Origin of the sequence: Sulfitobacter sp. 1A13496, from assembly GCF_043557225.1 — a bacterium.
Classification (GTDB): Bacteria; Pseudomonadota; Alphaproteobacteria; order Rhodobacterales; family Rhodobacteraceae; genus Sulfitobacter; species Sulfitobacter faviae.
Genome location: NZ_JBIFFP010000001.1, coordinates 488,303 through 506,471 on the forward strand (window position 1 = coordinate 488,303; position 18,169 = coordinate 506,471).

21 protein-coding genes are annotated in these 18,169 nt (G+C 64.1%); 13 read left to right on the forward strand and 8 right to left on the reverse strand.

Annotated elements, in window-relative coordinates; translation table 11 throughout:
* Positions 1-39: 39 nt before the first annotated feature.
* Complete coding sequence (gene secG / locus ACGYLX_RS02465; protein WP_394447163.1) at positions 40-405, reverse strand: preprotein translocase subunit SecG; 366 nt, start codon at positions 403-405, stop codon at positions 40-42.
* 341 nt (positions 406-746) lie between these two features.
* Between secG and nthA the strand changes: the two genes are divergently transcribed.
* From nthA to ACGYLX_RS02490, 5 genes are all read left to right on the forward strand, one after another.
* The gene (nthA, locus tag ACGYLX_RS02470) at positions 747-1,364 is read left to right on the forward strand and encodes a nitrile hydratase subunit alpha (protein WP_394447165.1); all 618 of its coding nucleotides are present in this window, start codon (positions 747-749) and stop codon (positions 1,362-1,364) included.
* Positions 1,361-2,035, forward strand: a complete 675-nt coding sequence (nthB, locus tag ACGYLX_RS02475) for a nitrile hydratase subunit beta (RefSeq protein ID WP_394447167.1) — start codon at positions 1,361-1,363, stop codon at positions 2,033-2,035. The genes nthA and nthB overlap by 4 nt, the downstream gene beginning before the upstream one ends.
* Positions 2,032-2,358 (forward strand): nitrile hydratase accessory protein, encoded by a 327-nt coding sequence (locus ACGYLX_RS02480; RefSeq protein WP_394447169.1) that lies wholly within the window; start codon positions 2,032-2,034, stop codon positions 2,356-2,358. The genes nthB and ACGYLX_RS02480 overlap by 4 nt, the downstream gene beginning before the upstream one ends.
* 80 nt (positions 2,359-2,438) lie before the next feature.
* Positions 2,439-3,734, forward strand: a complete 1,296-nt coding sequence (locus ACGYLX_RS02485; protein ID WP_394447171.1) for an adenylosuccinate synthase — start codon at positions 2,439-2,441, stop codon at positions 3,732-3,734.
* Positions 3,735-3,738: 4 nt separating this feature from the next.
* Positions 3,739-3,966, forward strand: coding sequence for a DUF2842 domain-containing protein (locus ACGYLX_RS02490; RefSeq protein WP_067262328.1), 228 nt, complete (start codon positions 3,739-3,741; stop codon positions 3,964-3,966).
* 58 nt (positions 3,967-4,024) lie between these two features.
* Here ACGYLX_RS02490 and ACGYLX_RS02495 read toward each other — a convergent pair whose 3' ends face one another.
* Positions 4,025-6,178, reverse strand: a complete 2,154-nt coding sequence (locus ACGYLX_RS02495; protein WP_394447173.1) for a hypothetical protein — start codon at positions 6,176-6,178, stop codon at positions 4,025-4,027.
* A 53-nt stretch (positions 6,179-6,231) separates the two neighbouring features.
* On the opposite strand from ACGYLX_RS02495, the gene ACGYLX_RS02500 reads away from it, so the two are divergent.
* Positions 6,232-6,927, forward strand: coding sequence for a thiamine diphosphokinase (locus tag ACGYLX_RS02500; RefSeq protein WP_394447175.1), 696 nt, complete (start codon positions 6,232-6,234; stop codon positions 6,925-6,927).
* Here ACGYLX_RS02500 and ACGYLX_RS02505 read toward each other — a convergent pair.
* Positions 6,863-7,789, reverse strand: coding sequence for a DMT family transporter (locus ACGYLX_RS02505; protein WP_394447177.1), 927 nt, complete (start codon positions 7,787-7,789; stop codon positions 6,863-6,865). The two genes, ACGYLX_RS02500 and ACGYLX_RS02505, sit on opposite strands and share 65 nt — an antisense overlap.
* Positions 7,790-8,040: 251 nt before the next feature.
* On the reverse strand, positions 8,041-9,435 hold the full coding sequence (locus tag ACGYLX_RS02510; RefSeq protein WP_394447179.1) for a diguanylate cyclase: 1,395 nt from the start codon (positions 9,433-9,435) through the stop codon (positions 8,041-8,043).
* Between the two features lie 98 nt (positions 9,436-9,533).
* Here ACGYLX_RS02510 and ACGYLX_RS02515 point away from each other — a divergent pair, with 98 nt between their 5' ends.
* Both ACGYLX_RS02515 and ACGYLX_RS02520 read left to right on the forward strand, forming a co-directional pair.
* Complete coding sequence (locus ACGYLX_RS02515; RefSeq protein WP_271687853.1) at positions 9,534-9,818, forward strand: DUF3572 domain-containing protein; 285 nt, start codon at positions 9,534-9,536, stop codon at positions 9,816-9,818.
* Positions 9,809-10,504, forward strand: coding sequence for an HAD family hydrolase (locus tag ACGYLX_RS02520; RefSeq protein WP_394447181.1), 696 nt, complete (start codon positions 9,809-9,811; stop codon positions 10,502-10,504). Before ACGYLX_RS02515 ends, ACGYLX_RS02520 begins: the two co-directional genes overlap by 10 nt.
* 7 nt (positions 10,505-10,511) lie before the next feature.
* Here ACGYLX_RS02520 and ACGYLX_RS02525 read toward each other — a convergent pair whose 3' ends face one another.
* From ACGYLX_RS02525 to ACGYLX_RS02535, 3 genes are all read right to left on the reverse strand, one after another.
* Entirely contained in the window at positions 10,512-11,033 is a 522-nt protein-coding gene (locus tag ACGYLX_RS02525) for a DUF421 domain-containing protein (protein WP_067261620.1), read from the reverse strand.
* A complete protein-coding gene (locus ACGYLX_RS02530) occupies positions 11,033-11,680 on the reverse strand; it encodes a DUF998 domain-containing protein (protein WP_394447183.1) in 648 nt (215 codons plus the stop codon). The genes ACGYLX_RS02525 and ACGYLX_RS02530 overlap by 1 nt, the downstream gene beginning before the upstream one ends.
* Before the next feature lie 66 nt (positions 11,681-11,746).
* Entirely contained in the window at positions 11,747-11,893 is a 147-nt protein-coding gene (locus ACGYLX_RS02535) for a hypothetical protein (RefSeq protein WP_394447185.1), read from the reverse strand.
* 192 nt (positions 11,894-12,085) lie between these two features.
* On the opposite strand from ACGYLX_RS02535, the gene ACGYLX_RS02540 reads away from it, so the two are divergent.
* Genes ACGYLX_RS02540 through ACGYLX_RS02555 form a run of 4 tightly spaced genes read left to right on the forward strand, consistent with a single transcriptional unit; the run spans position 12,086 to position 15,757 of the window.
* The gene (locus ACGYLX_RS02540; RefSeq protein ID WP_394432767.1) at positions 12,086-12,670 is read left to right on the forward strand and encodes a heme NO-binding domain-containing protein; all 585 of its coding nucleotides are present in this window, start codon (positions 12,086-12,088) and stop codon (positions 12,668-12,670) included.
* The gene (locus ACGYLX_RS02545) at positions 12,667-13,692 is read left to right on the forward strand and encodes a diguanylate cyclase domain-containing protein (protein ID WP_394447187.1); all 1,026 of its coding nucleotides are present in this window, start codon (positions 12,667-12,669) and stop codon (positions 13,690-13,692) included. Before ACGYLX_RS02540 ends, ACGYLX_RS02545 begins: the two co-directional genes overlap by 4 nt.
* A 44-nt stretch (positions 13,693-13,736) precedes the next feature.
* A complete protein-coding gene (locus ACGYLX_RS02550) occupies positions 13,737-14,828 on the forward strand; it encodes a glycosyltransferase family 2 protein (RefSeq protein ID WP_394447189.1) in 1,092 nt (363 codons plus the stop codon).
* Positions 14,825-15,757: a glycosyltransferase gene (locus tag ACGYLX_RS02555; protein ID WP_394447191.1), complete on the forward strand. Its 933-nt coding sequence runs from the start codon at positions 14,825-14,827 to the stop codon at positions 15,755-15,757. Before ACGYLX_RS02550 ends, ACGYLX_RS02555 begins: the two co-directional genes overlap by 4 nt.
* Positions 15,758-15,759: 2 nt before the next feature.
* Here ACGYLX_RS02555 and ACGYLX_RS02560 read toward each other — a convergent pair whose 3' ends face one another.
* The gene (locus tag ACGYLX_RS02560) at positions 15,760-16,506 is read right to left on the reverse strand and encodes a WecB/TagA/CpsF family glycosyltransferase (RefSeq protein WP_394447193.1); all 747 of its coding nucleotides are present in this window, start codon (positions 16,504-16,506) and stop codon (positions 15,760-15,762) included.
* Positions 16,507-16,656: 150 nt separating this feature from the next.
* Between ACGYLX_RS02560 and ACGYLX_RS02565 the strand changes: the two genes are divergently transcribed.
* On the forward strand, positions 16,657-18,150 hold the full coding sequence (locus tag ACGYLX_RS02565; RefSeq protein ID WP_394447195.1) for a hypothetical protein: 1,494 nt from the start codon (positions 16,657-16,659) through the stop codon (positions 18,148-18,150).
* The last annotated feature ends 19 nt before the right edge of the window (positions 18,151-18,169 follow it).

Genomic DNA, 18,169 nt, shown 5'->3' on the forward strand with positions numbered 1-18,169 from the left:
CGGAACCGGGCCGTGCCTCAAGGTTTTGTGTTCGTTAGGTTAATCGGCCGCAGGGACCAGCGGTGTGTTGCCATCCACGGAAGGCGGCAGCAGATCGTCGCCGGCGGGCAGGGCCGGGCTGCCATCTTGGCTCTGGGCGGGCGGTGTCGCGCTTAGCCGGTCGATGACCGACGAGCCTGCGGATTTTTCCGCCGCGATGATGGTCAGCGTGATCGACGTGGCGATGAAACCGGCCGCAAGCGCCCATGTCACCTTGCCCAATGCCGTGGCCGCCGCGCGGCCCGAAACGGCACCGCCGCCACCACCGCCCATGCCAAGGCCGCCGCCCTCGGACCGTTGCAGAAGTACCACGGCGATCAGGCCAAGAGCCAGAATCAGGTGAATGATCAGAACGACATTTTCCATGGGTACGACAGCTTTCGGTTTTGGTTGGCGGGTATCTATTCGTCTTTGCCCATGGGGGCAAGGGTGGATTGCCGCCGGGTGATGATCGGATCAGGAGGGGGAGGCCTAAGGGATCAAAGGCACGAGCAAAGACCGCCGCATGGGGGCGACGGTCTTTTGAAGCAGTACTCAACCACAATATGTAAGAGGGCTATCCTGGAATTAAGGTGGTGCAGACTCGCTTCGTACATTCACTATAGCATGAAATGCGGGGAAATCCGCCCATATTCTTTGCAGAGAAATGAAGGGATTGCCTGTGATCGGCGATGGACAGCCGAGTGCCGCTGGGGCAGTCTGCCGCCATGCCACATGATCATTCGGACCACGACCACCCCCATGCCCTGCTGCCGCCCGAGCCTGCGCTCAGGGTCAAGGCGTTGGAGACACTGCTGACGGCCAAGGGGCTTATCGACCCCGCCGCCTTGGATGAAATCATCGACACCTATGAAAACCGCATCGGCCCGCGCAACGGGGCCGAGGTCGTCGCCCGCGCCTGGAGCGATCCTGACTTTCGCGCGGCGCTGCTTGAGGATGCGACCGCCGTGGTGGCCGAGATGGGGTTCTTCGGGCGGCAGGGTGAGCATATGGTCGCGGTCGAGAATACGGATGAGGTGCATAATATCGTCGTTTGCACCCTATGCTCTTGCTACCCTTGGCCGCTTTTGGGCATCCCGCCGGGCTGGTATAAATCCGATGCCTACCGCGCCCGCGTGGTACGCGAGCCGCGCAAAGTGCTGGCTGAATTCGGCATCGACCTGCCCGAAGAGGCCGCCGTGCGCGTTTGGGATTCGACGGCTGAGGTGCGTTATCTGGTGATCCCGCAACGCCCGGCGGGGAGCGACGGCATGGATGTCGCCGCGCTGGCCGATCTTGTCACCCGCGACAGTATGATCGGCACCGGATTGGCCAAAGCGCCATGACCCGCGTGCATGACATGGGCGGGCGTTTCGGTGATGGCGCGGTGACGCCTGAGGGCGAAGACGTGGTCTTTCATGCCGATTGGCACCGCCGCGCGCTGGCGCTGACCTTGGCCACGGGGACGTTGGGCAAATGGAACATCGATGTGTCGCGCCACGCCCGCGAATGTCTGGCCCCTACCGATTACATGCGGTTCAGCTATTACGAGAAATGGATCGCCGGGGTGGCCGATATGCTGGTCGCCCGCGGGGTGGTCAGCCGCGAGGAACTCTCGGGCGAAGCCGCGCCCACGCTCAGCCCGCTGGCGGAAAAGGCGCTGAAAGCGCCGCAGGTGGCCAGTGTGCTGGCCCGTGGTGGTCCGGCGGATCGCCCTTCGGACATCGCGCCGCTCTTTGCGCCCGGCGACAGGGTCGTCACCCGTAAGCAGCCGGAAAACAGCTTCGTTCCGGGCGGGCACACCCGGCTGCCCGCCTATGCCGCGGGCGCTTCAGGGCGGGTGCTGCGGCTGCATGGCACCCATGTTCTGCCTGATAGCAACGCCCATGATCTGGGCGAGGCGCCGGAGCCGCTTTACGCGGTGGCCTTCCCGGCCTCTGAGCTTTGGGCGCACCCTGAACATCCCCGCGATGAGGTCGTGCTTGATCTCTGGCAAAGCTATCTGGAGGCCCCATGAGCGCCCCGGAGCCCGTGTTCGAGGCGCCATGGCACGCGCAGCTTTTCGCGCTGACGGTGCATCTGAACGAAAGCGGCCTTTTCGACTGGCCCTTCTGGGCCGACCGCTTTGGCGCAACTTTGGCGCGCCACGGGCTGAGGCGCGCGTTGAACGGGGGAGAGGATTATTTCAACGCTTGGCTCGAAACCCTCGAAACCCTGCTGATCGACGCGGGCCATGCCCGCCCCGGTGACCTGCGCGCCCTGCGCGACGGGTGGGAGGCCGCCTATCTCAGCACCCTGCATGGCGACCCGGTGCATCTGAAGGCAGGGCAAAGCGTCTAAATCCGCTCCCGCGTTTTTTCGAGTTTCACACGCCTGCCACTGTCGCTATACGGGCGCGGGACATCGCAAAGGAATATATCATGGCCAATGTCGTCGTTGTCGGCGCCCAATGGGGTGACGAGGGAAAAGGCAAGATCGTGGACTGGCTTTCGGAGCGCGCGGATGTCATCGCGCGTTTTCAGGGCGGGCATAACGCCGGGCATACGCTTGTCATCGACGGCAAGGTCTACAAGCTGCACGCGCTGCCCTCGGGCGTCGTGCGCGGCGGCAAGCTTTCGGTGATTGGCAACGGCGTGGTGCTGGACCCATGGCACCTGCTGCGCGAAATCGAAACGATCGAAGGGCAGGGCGTGGAGATCACCCCCGAGACCCTGATGATCGCCGAGAACACGCCGCTGATCCTGCCCTTCCACGGCGAGTTGGACCGCGCCCGCGAAGAGGCAGCCAGCAAGGGCACCAAGATCGGCACCACCGGGCGCGGCATCGGGCCGTGTTACGAAGACAAGGTCGGCCGCCGCGCGATCCGCGTCGCCGATCTGGCCGACGCGGCCACGCTCGAGGCCCGCGTCGACCGTGCCCTGCAGCACCACGACCCGCTGCGCAAGGGTCTGGGCGTCGAGGCGATCGACCGCGATGCGCTGATTGCGCAACTGCGTGAGATCGCGCCCAAGATCCTGCGTTTCGCCGCGCCGGTTTGGAAGGTGTTGGCCGAGAAACGCAAAGCCGGTAAGCGCATCCTCTTCGAAGGCGCGCAGGGCGCGCTGCTGGACATCGACTTCGGCACCTATCCTTTCGTGACCTCCTCGAACGTGATCGCGGGGCAGGCGGCGACGGGCGTGGGCCTTGGCCCCACCGCCATCGACTATGTGCTGGGCATCGTGAAGGCCTATACCACCCGCGTCGGCGAAGGCCCGTTCCCGACCGAGTTGGAAGATGCCGACGGCCAGCGTTTGGGTGAGCGGGGCCATGAGTTCGGCACCACCACCGGGCGCAAGCGGCGCTGCGGCTGGTTCGACGCGGCCCTGCTGCGCCAGACCTGCGCCACCTCCGGCATCACCGGTATCTGCCTGACCAAGCTTGACGTGCTTGACGGCTTCGAGACGCTGAAGGTCTGCGTGGGCTACGAGTTGGACGGTGAACGGCTGGACTATCTGCCCACCGCCGCCGAGCAGCAGGCGCGGTGCACGCCGATCTACGAGGAGCTGCCGGGCTGGTCCGAATCGACCGAAGGCGCGCGCAGCTGGGCCGATCTTCCGGCCAATGCGATCAAATATGTGCGCCGGGTCGAAGAGTTGATCCAATGCCCCGTGGCCCTCGTCTCGACCTCGCCGGAGCGGGAGGACACCATTCTGGTGACCGACCCTTTCGCGGACTGATCTGATGGCGCTGAGCTACAAAGCACGCCGCCGTTGGGCGCTGGTGATCCTGCTGATTGGGCTGCCGAGCTATATCGCCGTGGCGGTCTGGACGGTGGCCCAGTTCGACCGCCCGCCGGTGCTGCTTGAGCTTGGCATTTACGTCGCCCTTGGCATCGTTTGGGCGCTGCCGTTCAAATTTGTCTTTCGGGGCATCGGACAGGCCGACCCCGATGCGGAAGACGATCGTTAAAACCCAATAAAAAAGCGCCCCGCGGGGCGCTTTTTCGTGTCTGGCGGAGGGCCGTGGTTTAACCCACGGCGCGGTGATCGGGGCGATAACCGATCTCATCCGAGACGGTGAAACGCCCGCCTTTGATCTTTTCGATTTTACCTGCGCGCAGCAGTTGACCGAAGGAGCGCAGCCCGTCTTCGCGGGTGAAATCCGGCAGGCCGATCGAGCGGACCTTGCCCATCAACTGCGGGCGAGAGAATTGGTCACGCCCCTCGACGAAAGACATGTATGATGCCGCCGCCTCAAGCAGTTCGGGCAGTTTGGTGGCACCCATGTCGGCGGCGAAATCGGCAAAGCTTTCGGCATCGGGGTTGGTTTTGACCGGCTCGACCACGGCGGCCACCCGGCGCGGACGCACGGGGCCCGCGCTGCGCAGCTTATCGACATCGATGCGCTGTTCGGCCACCAGTTTCAGCGGGGCGGAGCGGGCATCGGCCTTGGGCCGCTCGGTCCGGGCCGGGCGGGTGACGGGGCGGCGCGGGCGGACCACATCGGCCAAGTCTTCGCGGTAGGCGTCATCCGAGGTCGCGGTGGTGGCGCGGCCGCCCAGCGCTTCGTCGGCTTTCTTGGCGGCCACGGCGGCGCGCAGGTGGGCAAAGGCATCGCGGCGCGTGGTGCTTTCGGCTTCGTCCATCTTGCTGTCGGTTTCCGCCATCAGGCGCGACATGTCGGGGCCGGCCTCATCGTCGATGGTGGGCAGGCTGTGGCGGGCCGCTTGGGCTGGCTCGGGCTGCTCTTCGACCGGCTGCGCTGCGGCTTCGACCTCTTCGGGCTCTTCCTGAGCGGGCGCCGCTTCCGGCTCGGCCATCTCAACCGCAGGCGCAGGCGTCTCTTCGGCCTCTTCCGGAGCGGCGGCACCGAGTTCGGCTTCCAAAGCGGCCAATTCGCGGGCCAGCTCGTCTTCATCCTCGGGCGACAGGGAAGAGCTGCGCTTTTCCTCAGTCTTCGCGGCAGGCGCCTCTTGCGGTGCCGGGTCCGAGACCTCTTCGAGATCGCCCCGCGCCACGGCAGCTTCGAGATGCGCGCGCTTGACCTTGATCACGCGCCCTTTGCGCGGCAGGTCGGCAGCGTCGATTTCCGGTGCGGCTTCGGCCTCAGGCTGTTCATCGGCCTCGGCGTCGAACAGGCTCTCGTCGGTCTCGGCGCTTTTGGCCTCATCTTCCTCTTCGGCCTCAAGCCGGTTGAGGATATCGGCGAGATCGTCGTCCTCACCCTCCGCAGCCTCCTGCGCCATTTCGGTCGCTTCATCGGCCTCCAGCGCGTCTTCGATGTCACGGCGGGCGGCGGCGATGGCGGCTTGGCTCTCTTCCGGCGCTGCTTGTGTTTCGGCGGTGGCGCGGGCCACGGGCGCGGCTTCTTCCTCGTCATAGCCAGCCGCTTCGTCTTCGTCCTGCTGGGCGACGACGGCGCGGATGCGCTGCAGCTTCGCGGCGATGCTGTCGGCAGGGGCGGCGCTTGCGGCGGGCAGCTCTTCGACGCTGGCATCCTGCGCTTCGTCCTCGAAATGAGTCTGCGGCTGCGGGCTGGCGGCAAAGAAGGCTTCGGCTTCGCTGGTGTCCCCGGCTTCGGCAGCCGGTGCAGGCTTTGGGGCAGGCGCGGGCTCTTCGGCAGGCGCGGGCTCTTCAGCGGTCTCTGCGATCTGGGGTTCCGGCGTGGCGGGCGCTTCCACCGCGGCGGTGTCGGCGATCTCGGCCTTGAGGGGGGCGGGGGCCTCTTCCTCTACCGGCGCAGGCTGTGCTGCGACGGGGGCTTGCGGCGCTGCGGCCTCGGCTTGAGCCGGCGCGGCGGCGGGGGCCGCCGCAGGGGGCGCTTGGGCCGGAGCTTCGGCGCTCTGGTTCTCCAGCGCGCTCAGTACGATCTTGCCTTCTTGCTCACGGGCCTGCACCCGGCGAGAGACTTCGCGCTGCGCGATCCGGGCGAGCATCTCGGCATCGGGTTGGGGTGGTTCGGCACCGAAGTAGCGGTCATCCGAGGCCAGATCGCGGAAATACTCGGCAATGGCCTTCATCGTGCCGAAGGAATCGTCGAAGCCTTCCAGCGTGCACGAAAAAGTGCCATAGGAGACCGTCAAGATTTTGTTGCTGTTCATCATCGGATGCTCGTCCTCTGCGGTGTTGCAGGTATCGTTTACCACGATGTCCAAGACCAAAGCGGCTCGAATCTGTGCCATTCAACGTATGATTTCAAGGCAAGATTAAGGCAGATTTCCAAAAGGGGCATTAATTGACCACTTCAGAGCATATCGTAAGGGAGGAGGGGCCAGTTACGCTGCTGGGCGGCGGAGAGGTCTTTGCAGGGGACATTGAGGCGGCGCTGGCGCTGGCCCCGACCTGCGTGGCGGCGGACAGCGGTGCCGCGGTGGGCGTGGCGGCGGGGGTGGAACTGGCCGCGGTCATCGGCGATCTGGATTCCGCCCCGGCGGAGGTCTTGGCCCAAATCCCGGCCGCGCGGCGCCACCGCATCGCCGAGCAAGAGAGCACTGATTTCGACAAGGCCTTGACGCGGATCGACGCGCCGCTGGTGCTCGGGGTCGGTTTTACCGGGGCGCGGTTGGATCATCAGCTTGCGGCTTTCAACACGCTCGCGACCCATCCGCATCGCTCCTGCATCCTGTTGGGCGCGCATGAGATCGTGCTGCTGGCCCCGCCGCGGATCACGCTGCCGACGACGGCGGGGGATGTCGTCTCTCTCATGCCTCTGGCCCCGGTGACGGGGCGCAGCCAAGGGTTGGAATGGCCGATCGACGGGCTGGATTTCGCGCCGGGTGGCCGGACCGGCACGTCGAACCGCGCCCTGGGGCCGGTCAGGCTTGAGATCGATGGCCCTGATATGCTGCTGATTCTGCCGCGCCGTCTTATGGCGCCACTGGCGGCGCAACTGCTGCGGCCAGAGCACGCGCCGTGGCCCGCTCGCGCATGACGATGTAAAGCCCCGCGCCCACGGTGATCAGAATGCCGAGGCCCGCCAATGGGTTGGGCAGGTCGGAGAAGATCAACAGCCCAAGCAGCGTGGCAAAGGGAATTTCCAGATATTGCATCGGCGCCAAGGTGGCCGAGGGGGCAAAGCGCAGCGACCAGGTCATCAGAAGATGCGCTACCGTGCCCAGCACCCCGATCCCGAGCAGGAGGGTCCAGTCGAGCGCATCGGGCTGGATGAGCCGAAGCGGCGCGATCTGTGTCATGGTGCCAAGCGCAAGGAGCGGCAGGATCATTGCCACCGCCATGACCCCGCTGACGGCCTGCAGGCTGATCGGATCCGTCTCTTTCGCGATTTGGCGCGTCACCAGCATGAAGAAAGAAAAGACGACCGCCACGACGACGGGCAGCAGCGCGGGCCAGCCGACATTGGCAAAGCTCGGCTGTACGATCAAAAGCGTGCCGAGAAATCCCACGATGCTCGCGCCCAAACGTCTGGGGCCGACCTCTTCGTTCAGGATGAATTTGCCGAGCAGCAGCATGAAAAAGGGCATGACGAATGCGATGGCGACCGCATCGGCGAGGGGCAGGTATTTCAGCGCGGTGAACATCGCCGCGATGCCCGCCATATGCAAAAGGGTGCGTAGAAAGGTGAGCCGTAATACCCGGCCCCGCATCCGCCAGATGCGCCCGGAGTACCAGACGATGGGGATCAGGATCAGCGCCTGAATGGCAAAGCGGAGCAGCACCACCTGCCCCAAGGGGACCGAAGCGCCCAGCAATTTTGCCATCGCATCGCCCACGGGGGCGACGATGCAGAAGCCCATCATGAGGGCTATTCCGATGAGGGGCCGATCCTGTTGCATTGCGTTACGCTAAGGAAGCTTTGTTGCAAATGCAATCTTTGGTTGAAGTTTGATTGCTGTTGTCTCGTGCTTGCTCTCAGAGGCAGAGGCAGAGGCAGAGGCAGAGGCAGAGGCAGAGGCAGAGGCAGAGGCAGAGGCAGAGGCAGAGGCAGAGGCAGAGGCAGAGGCAGAGGTCCGATCAGCCCCCCCGCTCATGAAGACAGTCAAAGTGACCCACCTTCCAGCGGCAACGCGCCCCGCCTGTCCGAACCTCAGGCCGCGGGGCGGCTCAGGTTCACCCGGTTCCGGCCATGGGTTTTTGCCGTGTAAAGCGCCCGATCCGCCCGCGCCATCAAGGCTTCGGCTGACAGCGGGTGGCCTTCCTCTTCCACTGGGCCGACGGAAAGACCGATGCTGATGGTCACATGGATCGGCTGGGGCGTGCCGGGAACGACAAAGCCGCGGTTGCCGATATCGGCACAGATGGCCGCCGCCGTCTTCTCTGCATCCGCAAGGCCGGTGCCGGGCATGACGATCAAGAATTCTTCCCCCCCGATCCGGGCCACAAGGTCCATGCCGCGCAGGTTGTTGCGCAGCCGTTCCGCCGTTTGCACCAAAACGGAATCCCCCGCGGCATGACCGTAACGATCATTGATGCCCTTGAAGTGATCCAGATCGGCGACCATCACCGAAAAGGGGCGGGCGGTCGCAACGGCATGTTCCGCGATATGGTCCAGATGGGGCAGGGCATAGCGGCGGTTGTGCAGCCCTGTCAGCGGGTCGAAAACGGCGGCCTTCAGCCCCGTGCGCACCGTGTCGCGCAGTTGGTCCGTCATTCGCTTGCGGCGCAAGATCGCATGCAGGCGCAGCGCCATTTCCGCCGGGTTGAAACCTTCGGTCATCAAATCATCCGCCCCTAGGTCAAGGGCGGTGGCGGCAAGCGCCGCATCCGGGGCCAGCTGCACCACCAGCAGCCCGGTGTGGCGGGTCTGGGCGTTGGCCCGCAGGGTCGAGATCAGACGCAAGGCCGCGGTGGCGGGCACGGGGTCTTTGGGCAGAACCAAAACGAAAGCGTCGGGCGGTCCGTTGGCGGCGGCGGCGCGAATGGCCTCCTCCGGATTGGCGAGGGTGAGGCGCGCGCGCAACTGAGGGCGGAGTTGTTTCGCCCAATTCACGCTTACCGCGCTGTCGGAATGGATGATCACACAGTGGCTGCGGGCGGTGAATTCCGCCGCAGGCTCCGCCAGCCCGAGCGCGCGGGTCGTATCCTCACGCATTTCCCATTCGCCCGCCGCGTTGCGGGCGCGGATGAGGCTGCGGGTCCGGCCCAACAGCAGCGTGCAATCGAGCGGTTTCAGCAACACATCGCTCGCCCCCGCTTCGAGCGCGGTAAACCGATCCACGGCCTGATCGCTATTACCGATGGCCAAAACCGGTAGCTGCGCGGTATCGGGAGAGGCTTTGAGCACGCGACAGAGGTCCGCCGCGCCGCCACCCGGCAATGTCAGCGCGCAGATCACCAGATCCGGCGGGTTTTCCCGCAGGCAGGCCAAAGCCTCTTCCATGTCTTCGGCCTGAACGACGTGATAGTATGCCGCACAAAGCTTGACCTTGAGGGCGATGCGATTGGTCGCGATCGCATCTGCAATAAGGATGGTCCCTTGCACGACAACTCCTTCACCGTACAAATCAGTTTGATGCGAGAGTCTTTGCCCCCTAATGGTTAACAAAGGGTTTCCAACCTTCAGCAAAAGACGGTTTTCCAATGTCCTATACCCAAGACACCGCTGAGACTTTGGCGCTTCAGGCGCTGGGCTGGCTGGCGGCGAATGATGATCTGTTGCCGGTGTTTCTGGGCAGCACCGGTGCCTCCGAAGCGGACCTCAAAACGCAGGCCAGCGACCCTATTTTTCTGGGCGCTGTGCTGGATTTCCTGATGATGGACGACGCGTGGGTGATCGGGTTTTGCGACCATCTGGCGATCCCCTATGAGCGGATCATGCAAGCTCGCGCGGCGCTGCCCGGAGGGGAGCAGGTGCATTGGACTTAAGAAATGTTAAAGCGCTGCTGTTCGACAAGGATGGCACGCTTTTCGACTTCGCCGCGACGTGGGAGCCTTGGGCCGAGGCCTTCTTGCTGCGGGTCTGCGAGGGGGATCGCGGGCTGGCCGCACAGGTGGGCGCGGGCATTGGCTTTGACCTCGCCACGCGCCGTTTCGCACCGGACAGTATCGCCATCGCTGGCACGCCGCAGGAGGTGGTCGATGCCTTGGTCCCTCATTTTCCAGACCAGCTGCCAGTGGATCTGTTGGACATCATCAATGCCGAAGCCAGCGCCGCGCCACAGCGGGAGGCGGTGCCGCTGAGACCGTTTCTGCAAGGGCTCCGCGACCGGGGTCTGCGCCTTGGCGTGGCGACGAACGATGCCGAACACCCCGCGCGGGCCCATCTGCTGGCGGCGGGGGTGGTCGATATGTTCGACTTTATCGCAGGATTTGACAGCGGCCATGGGGGCAAACCTTCGCCGGGGCAGTTGCACGCCTTTGCCGCCCATGTGAACCTTCCCGCCGCCTCTGTCGCGATGATCGGGGACAGTGTTCACGATCTGGAGGCCGCGCGGGTGGCGGGAATGCTGCGGGTCGCGGTGCTGACCGGCCCCGCCACGGCGGAAGACCTCGCCCCATACGCCGATTTGGTCTTGCCGGATATCGGCCATTTGGCGGAGCGCTTGGCCTGAGGACGCTTTATTTTTCGACCATGCGCGCGCCTTCGAGCAGCCCCTCTTCAAGAGTATCGCCATGCAGGACCGAGATATCGCCCGTGGTCTCCAACACCACGGCGCGCACATCCGAGAAGCGCAGGGCATTGGCCTCTCGCAACTTGGCGATCAGATCGGCGCGCGCGACGCGGGTCTCGCTGAGGGCGGCATCGAAAATCTCACCTTCCCGCATCAGGATCACGGGTTCGTTCTGCACGGCTTGCTCAAAGCTGTCGGAAGCCTGCCGTATCTTCGCGATGACGAATTGCGCGCCGAGCAGGGCGGAGATGGCCAAGGTCGGCTGGGCGAACTCCGGCCAAGTGGTGGCCTGACAGGCGCCGGCAAGCAGCGAGCCGGTGGCGACCGTGGCGACAAAGTCAAAAGCGGTCATTTTTGAAAAGGTGCGCAGCCCGATGACCCGGACAACGATGATCACCCAAGTCAGCGCAATGGCCGAAAGCAACAGCGCCCGGGCGAGGATATCTAGAGGGAGGTGATCAAAGAACATCAGCCATGCCCCCCGTTCAATGCCCGGCCCCGTTGGATAAAGAACCGCCCCAGCAGCACCACCATCGCCATGGCAATCAGGCCCAGATAGCGCTCATAGACGCCATCGATCCCGGTGGGCAGAAAGAAAAAGGGCGGAGCCGAGACCAGCCAGAGGAGCGAGATCACCTTGAGCGATTTGGCAAGGAAGCTTGATATATCGGCGAATCCTCTCGACAGCAGCCAAGGCACGGTGAGCATGATCAGGCCGAGCGCGTAGACCAGATAGATATGGATCACTACACCATCGGAATCGCGGTCTCCGTATTCGTTGCGCGCGCCCACTAGAAAGACGATGAGCCCCAGCAGGGCGAGCCCGATGGTGGCGATGCTCCACCAGCGGTCGCCGAAATGCACATGGGCGCAAAGCAGGGCGCAGGCGATGAGCGCGGCAGAGAAGGCATAGATGCCGATGTCGACGATGAACTCATACCGTCCCGCGCCCAGATCGCTGATCGTGTCGGCGATCCAATCGTGATCCGGCACGACGAAATCCGCGATCAGGATCGATATGGCGAATATCACACAGCCAAGGATGGCCACCCAGCCCAGACAGACCATAAACCCCGGCGCGCTGTGCTGCCGGGGTGCTGTGACGTCATTGTTCATGTTGCGTAACCCTTCTTGGCCGCCTTGGTCGGTCAAAGGTCCGACCCCGTGGTCGGACCCAATGCATCAATCCGAAAGCCGCGAGCGTTCTTCGGCGTTGGGGCTGCCGGCGGGGGCTTCGTCCAATGTGGCCTCGGGGCGGTGCAGGTCTTCTTGAGGTTTCTTGGGCGGTGTCTTGTTCTCGCCCTTGGGGTGTTTGGGATCATCGCTCATGAAAAGTCTCCTCAGGCTGGGGAGAGACGGGGCATCGCCTCTTCTTCCTTTACCGAACGCGCAGCATATAGCGGCGGTTCCGCGCGCGGCGCGGGCCGGGACCAAGGCAATTTCCCGACAACTGTATTCATCAGGTCAATCTTAACCACTGCCCCCGCAATCTGGGGTTGGGAAAATGGGAATGAGGCAATCATGCACGGGCTTATCAACCGCAGCATCCAAAACTACTTTTGCGCGAACTACGGGCAGAGGCTCTGGGCCGATGTGGCCGCGCGGGCCGGGTTGGATTTCACCGAATTCGAGGCGATGCTGACCTATCCGGATCACGTCACCCCGGCGGTGCTCGAAGCGGTTTGTGCCGTGCTGGACCGGCCCCTGGCCGAGGTGATGGAGGATGTCGGCACCTTCCTCGTGGCGCAGCCGGGCTATGAGGCCGTGCGGCGCTTGCTGCGGTTCGGCGGGGTCAGCTTCAGCGATTTCCTGCAATCGCTCGACGATCTGCCGGACCGGACCCGCCTTGCTCTGTCGGAACTGCATCTGCCCCCGGTTGAACTGCGCGAAGACCCCGATGGCCAGTATTCCCTGATCTGTGAGGCGCCGCTCGTGGGCTACGGCTATCTGATGATGGGGGTTCTGCGGGCTATGGCTGACGATTATGGCGCGCTGGTGCTGCTGGAACATTGCGGGCGATCCGAAGGCGTCGAGGCGTTGAAGATCATTCTGGTCGAGGCCGAATTCTCGGAAGGGCGCCGGTTTGAGCTTGGGGCGCGGGCATGAGTGGCGCAGGCCACGATCCGGCGGTTCTGGACAAGCTTTGCCCGATGCATCTGCTGCTTTCGGCCAGCGGCAGAATCCGTCACGCTGGGCCCACGATCCAGAAGTTGCGCCCGCAGGTGCCGCTGGCGGGGCGGCGGTTTCTGGATACGGTCACCGTCAAACGGCCCCGTGGCATATCGGGGATGGAAGACCTGCGCCGGGCCGCCGGGGTCAAGCTGCACCTCGCTTTTCGTGACGCCCCCCGGACCGAGTTGAAGGGCCTGCTGGTGCCGCTGGGGGATCGGCGTTTAATCGTGAACCTCTCTTTCGGGATTTCGATTTTCGACGGGGTGCAGGACTATGCGCTGACCAATGCGGATTTCGCTGCCACCGATCTGGCGATCGAGATGTTGTACCTGATGGAGGCGAAATCCGCTGCGATGGAAGCCTCGCGCCGTTTGAACCTGCGCCTGCAAGAGGCGCGGATCGCGGCGGAGGAACAGGCCTTTACCGATACGCTGACGGGGCTGAAAAACCGGCGCGCATTGAATGCGGTGCTGGAACGGTTGATCTCTGCCGGTGAGGGGTTTGCCGTGATGCATGTCGATCTCGACTACTTCAAAGCGGTGAACGACCGTTTGGGCCATGCGGCGGGCGATCATGTGCTGCAAGTCGTCGCCCGGATCATGCAGCAAGAGACGCGCAGCTCTGACATGGTGGTGCGTTTGGGCGGGGATGAGTTCACCGTGGTTCTGCCCGATGTGCGCAGCGAGGGCACCCTGCGCGGGATCGGCCAGCGGATCATCGACCGGCTGGAAGAGCCCATTCATTTTAAGGGCGAGGTCTGCAAGGTCTCCGCCAGCATCGGCACGGTCTGGATTCAGCGGGGGGACCGGCGATCGCGCGACGTGGTCTTGGCCAATGCCGATGCCGCGCTCTATGCCTCGAAACATGCAGGCCGGGCGCGGCATACCTTCTTTGACCCGGCCCTGCGTGCGGGGGGCGGGATGGTCGCCGCGCCTGCAGAAAAGGGCGGCGGCTAATCGCTCGGGGGCGCTGCGGGCCGGGGCGGAAGGGCACGGGGACAGTGGACCGCGCAGATCGGCTGGCGTATCACAAGGGCATGAAATCGCCCCTGCATCTGCTCCGCCGCCTGCGCCAACGCCTGCACAACGCCCGCCGTCGCGCGCGTTTTGCTGCCTCCTTGCAGCATCTGCATGGGCCGAGCAAACTCGACACCGCCCCGGCCGAGGTGGTGCTGATCGCCTTGGTGCGCGACGGCAGCTATTACCTCGACGCTTTCTTTCGCCATTACCGCGCGATGGGGGTGCAGCATTTCGTCTTTATCGACAACGGCTCACGCGATGATACCATCGCCCGGATCAAAGCCCAAAAGGGCACGGTGATCGACCGTTGCACTCTGCCGTTGGCCGAATACGAAGACCTGATCCGCCAGTACCCCGCGCAGACCTATGGCAAGGACCGCTGGTGTCTCTATGTCGATATGGACGAGATTTTCGATTTCGAAGGGCGCAGCCAGATCGGCATCAAGGGGCTGACCGCCTATCTCGACCGGCAAGGCTATACCGCTTTGGCCGCGCAGATGCTTGAGATGTTTCCAAAAACCAGCCTCGCGGCGGCGGCGGGGATGCCCGACAAACAGGCGCTGCAATCCTTCCTGTATTACGACATCAGCGCGGTGCGCAAAATCGATTACCACAGTCCGGAGATTCCGTTTTCCGCCCTGCTGGCCGACAATGCGCTTTCTAACGAGGCAGTGAAATTCGCTTTCGGCGGCGTGCGTGGCAAGGTCTTTGGCGAAGACTGCTGCCTGACGAAACATCCGCTGATTTTCAATGGGCCAGAGGTCACGCCCGCGCCGCATCCGCATCTCTCTTCGGGGGTGCGGGTGGCGGATATGACGGCGGTGATCAAACACTACAAATTCGCCAATGACGCCGCCGCGCGGGATGCCGATACATTGGGTGCGGGCAACCTGTCTCACGGAGAAGACGCGCGGCGCATGGCGGTAATCGGGCAGAACCCTGATGTGTCGCTCTTCTCGCTGGACGCGCGGCGCTGGAACCGGGTCGAACTTCTCTATCGCGCGGGCTTTCTGGTGCCGTCGGAGGCCTATAGCGCCCATGTCGCCGCTTGGCGTGAAGAGCATGCCGCATGAGCATCGGTGCCGTCGTCATCGGCCGGAATGAGGGCGCGCGGTTGGAGCGGTCCTTGCAAGGACTGGCAGGGCAGGTGGCGCAGATTATCTATGTCGACAGCGGCTCGACCGATGGCTCCGTCGCCATGGCGCGGGGACTAGGGGCCGAGGTGGTCGAGCTTGACATGCAGCAGCCCTTCACCGCCGCGCGGGCGCGCAATGCGGGCATGGCGGCATTGGGTGAGGGGATCACGCTGGTGCAGTTCCTCGACGGGGATTGCATCCTGCGAGACGGTTGGCTGGCGGGGGCGGAGGCCCATCTGAGCGCTCATCCGCAGGTCGCCGTGGTCTGTGGCAGGCGGCGTGAGGAAAACCCCGAGGCCTCTGTCTACAACAGGCTGGTCGACCGCGAGTGGGATACGCCCGTGGGCGAGGCGCTTGCCTGTGGCGGTGACGCGCTGATGCGGTTGGACGCGCTGCGCGCCGTGGGCGGCTACCGGGCCGAGATGATCGCCGGGGAAGAGCCGGAGCTTTGCCAAAGGCTGCGCCGCGCGGGCTGGCAGATATGGCGGCTCGACGCCGAGATGACATGGCATGACGCGCAGATCACTAAGGTCGGCCAGTGGTGGCGGCGCAGCCTGCGGGCGGGCCATGCCTTTGCCGAAGGAGCCGCGCTGCATGGCCGCGGGCCGGATCGGCATTGGGTGGCCGAAACGCGCCGCGCACTACTCTGGGGGGCGGTTTTGCCCGCCGTGATCCTGCTCTTGGCGCTGATGCTCCCTTGGGTTGGGCTTGGGCTGGCTCTGATTTATCCGCTGCAACTGTTGCGGTTGATACGGCGGGGCGGGGCGGCTTGGGGTTTTTTCACCCTGCTGGGCAAATTTCCCGAAGCTATGGGCGTGCTCAAATACCACATGCGCCGCGGCGGGCGGATCATCGAATACCGCTGAGCCTAGCGCGCCCGCCATGCCGCAAGCGTCAATCGCGGCAGGATCGCGAAACAACGGGCATAGCGCGGCACCATCCGCGCCGGGCTTTGCATAGCCCGCCAGAGCCACTCCAAAGCCAACATCCGCATCCATTTCGGCGCGCGGCGCTGCCGCCCGGCGAGGAAGTCCAACCCCGCCCCGATCGAGGCGAAACCCACCCCCGGCGCGATGTCGCGCCCGCGTGCGGCAAGGATCTCTTGCTTAGGCGCGCCAAGGGCCAGAAAACAAAGGCGTGCGCCGCTTTGGGCGATCTCCCGCAGGGCGGTATCCGCCTCGGCACTTTCGGGGTCAAAGCCCATGGGCGGGGCGGCGATATGGCAAATCTCCAACCCCGGCAGACGGGTCCGCAGGGCCGCTGCGGCCCCTTGCAGCGCGCCCTCATCGCTGCCGAAAAAGGCGACAGGCAGCGAGTGTGCGGCGGCCAATTCGCAGAGCGGCAAAATCAGATCGGAGCCGGGCATCAGCTCGACCGGCTGTTTGGCGAGTTGCGAGAGCCAGACCACGGGGCGGCCATCGGCCACGATGAAATCCTGCGCGCGATATGCAGCGGCGAAGCCTGCATCGCGGGGCAATTTGGTCAGATGGTCGAGGTTGAGCGTAGCAAGGGCGAATCCCTGACCCGTGGCAAAGCGGGCGCGCAGGGCCTGAAACAATGCGGCCCGCGTCGACACATTGACCTCCACGGCGGCAGTGCCCGTGCCATACTTCATGCCGCGCCTTCCGCTGTCGCACCGACGCTGGCAGGCAAAGAAGTATAAGCTTCGCACTCTATCCCATTGATTTCATGTGTCATCTATCAAACACGCCCGCGCCAAAGTGAACCTGCCGCAAAACTAGCGGGATGACAGGGCTGGGGCCAGATGGTATTTTCGCCCGGCCCCATCCTGCCGCGCCCCGACGCGGCTTTCGCGAAGGACGTCATGCCAAATCCCGTCGCCTATCTGATGTTGCTGATCTGGCCCTTCGTCTGTCTGGCCCTGTTTCGCAACCTGCCGCTTCAGCGGGCGCTGATCTGGTCGATCCTTGGCGGCTATCTGTTCCTGCCTCCGCTGGCGGAGTTCAACCTGCCGCTGGTGCCGGGGCTCGACAAAGTGTCGATCCCGAACCTGAGCGTCTTGCTGATTATCTGGCTGGGTACGCAGGAGAAATTGCAACTCTGGCCCGCCTCCCATCTGGCGGGGCTATTGGTGCTGGGGCTGGTCTTTTCGGCGGTGCCGACGGTGCTGACCAATGGCGATCCGATCCTGTTTCAGTCGATCCGCGGCTTTGAGCCGATCCTTTTCCCCGTCGACACGCTGCCGGGGCTTTCGATCCGTGACATCGGCTCGGTGCTGATCGGGCAGGTGCTGATGCTGGTGCCCTTCCTGCTGGCGCGGCAGTTCCTTGCGGATGAAAAGGGACTGCGGGAATTGCTCTTGGCCTTCATGGTAGGCGGGGTGATCTACTCTGTGCCTTCGCTGTTCGAGATCCGTTTCTCACCGCAGCTCAACACATGGATCTACGGGTTCTTCCAGCACTCATTTGAACAGATGATGCGCAATGGGGGCTTTCGCCCCATCGTGTTCCTGCCCCATGCGCTGTGGCTGGCGTTGTTTATGTGTATCGCGCTGCTGTCGGCGGTGGCGCTGGCGCGGCAGACCCCGGTGATCGACCGCTGGAAGATGCTCTTGCTGGCGGGCTATCTCGCCGTGGTTCTGCTGCTGTGCAAAAGCCTTGCCTCGCTGGCCTATGCGCTGCTTTTGGTGCCGATGGTGCTGCTGACCCCGCCGCGGTGGCAGATCCGGCTGGCGGTGGTCTTTGCCATCGTGGCGGTGATCTATCCGATGCTGCGCAATGCCGGTCTGGTGCCGCTCGATGCGATCCTTGCACAGGCCGAGGCGATCAGCGCGGACCGGGCGCAATCGCTTGGCTACCGCTTTATGAACGAAGAGCAACTGCTGGCGCGGGCCGCCGAGAAACCGTGGTTCGGCTGGGGTGGATGGGGGCGCAACCTGATCCGCGATGCGACGAACGGCAATATCCTGTCGATCCCCGATGGCCGCTGGATCATCGTTTTCGGCACTTTCGGCTGGCTTGGTTACCTATGTGAGATGGGCCTTCTGGCGCTGCCGATCATCCTCGTGGGGCTGCATCTCTACCGGAGGGGCGATGCGGCGCTATCTCCATGGCTCGCACCGCTGCTTTTGATCCTTGGCATTACCATGATGGACATGTTGCTTAATGCCACGCTGACGCCGCTTACTTGGCTCACGGCTGGGGCGATCCTTGGCCATGCCGAAGGGTTGGTGGCGGCGCGCAAGGGGCGGAACAGGATGGACGCCCCCGCGTTGAACGCAAAGCGGACGGTTTTCTAAACCGCGACCCATTCACGGC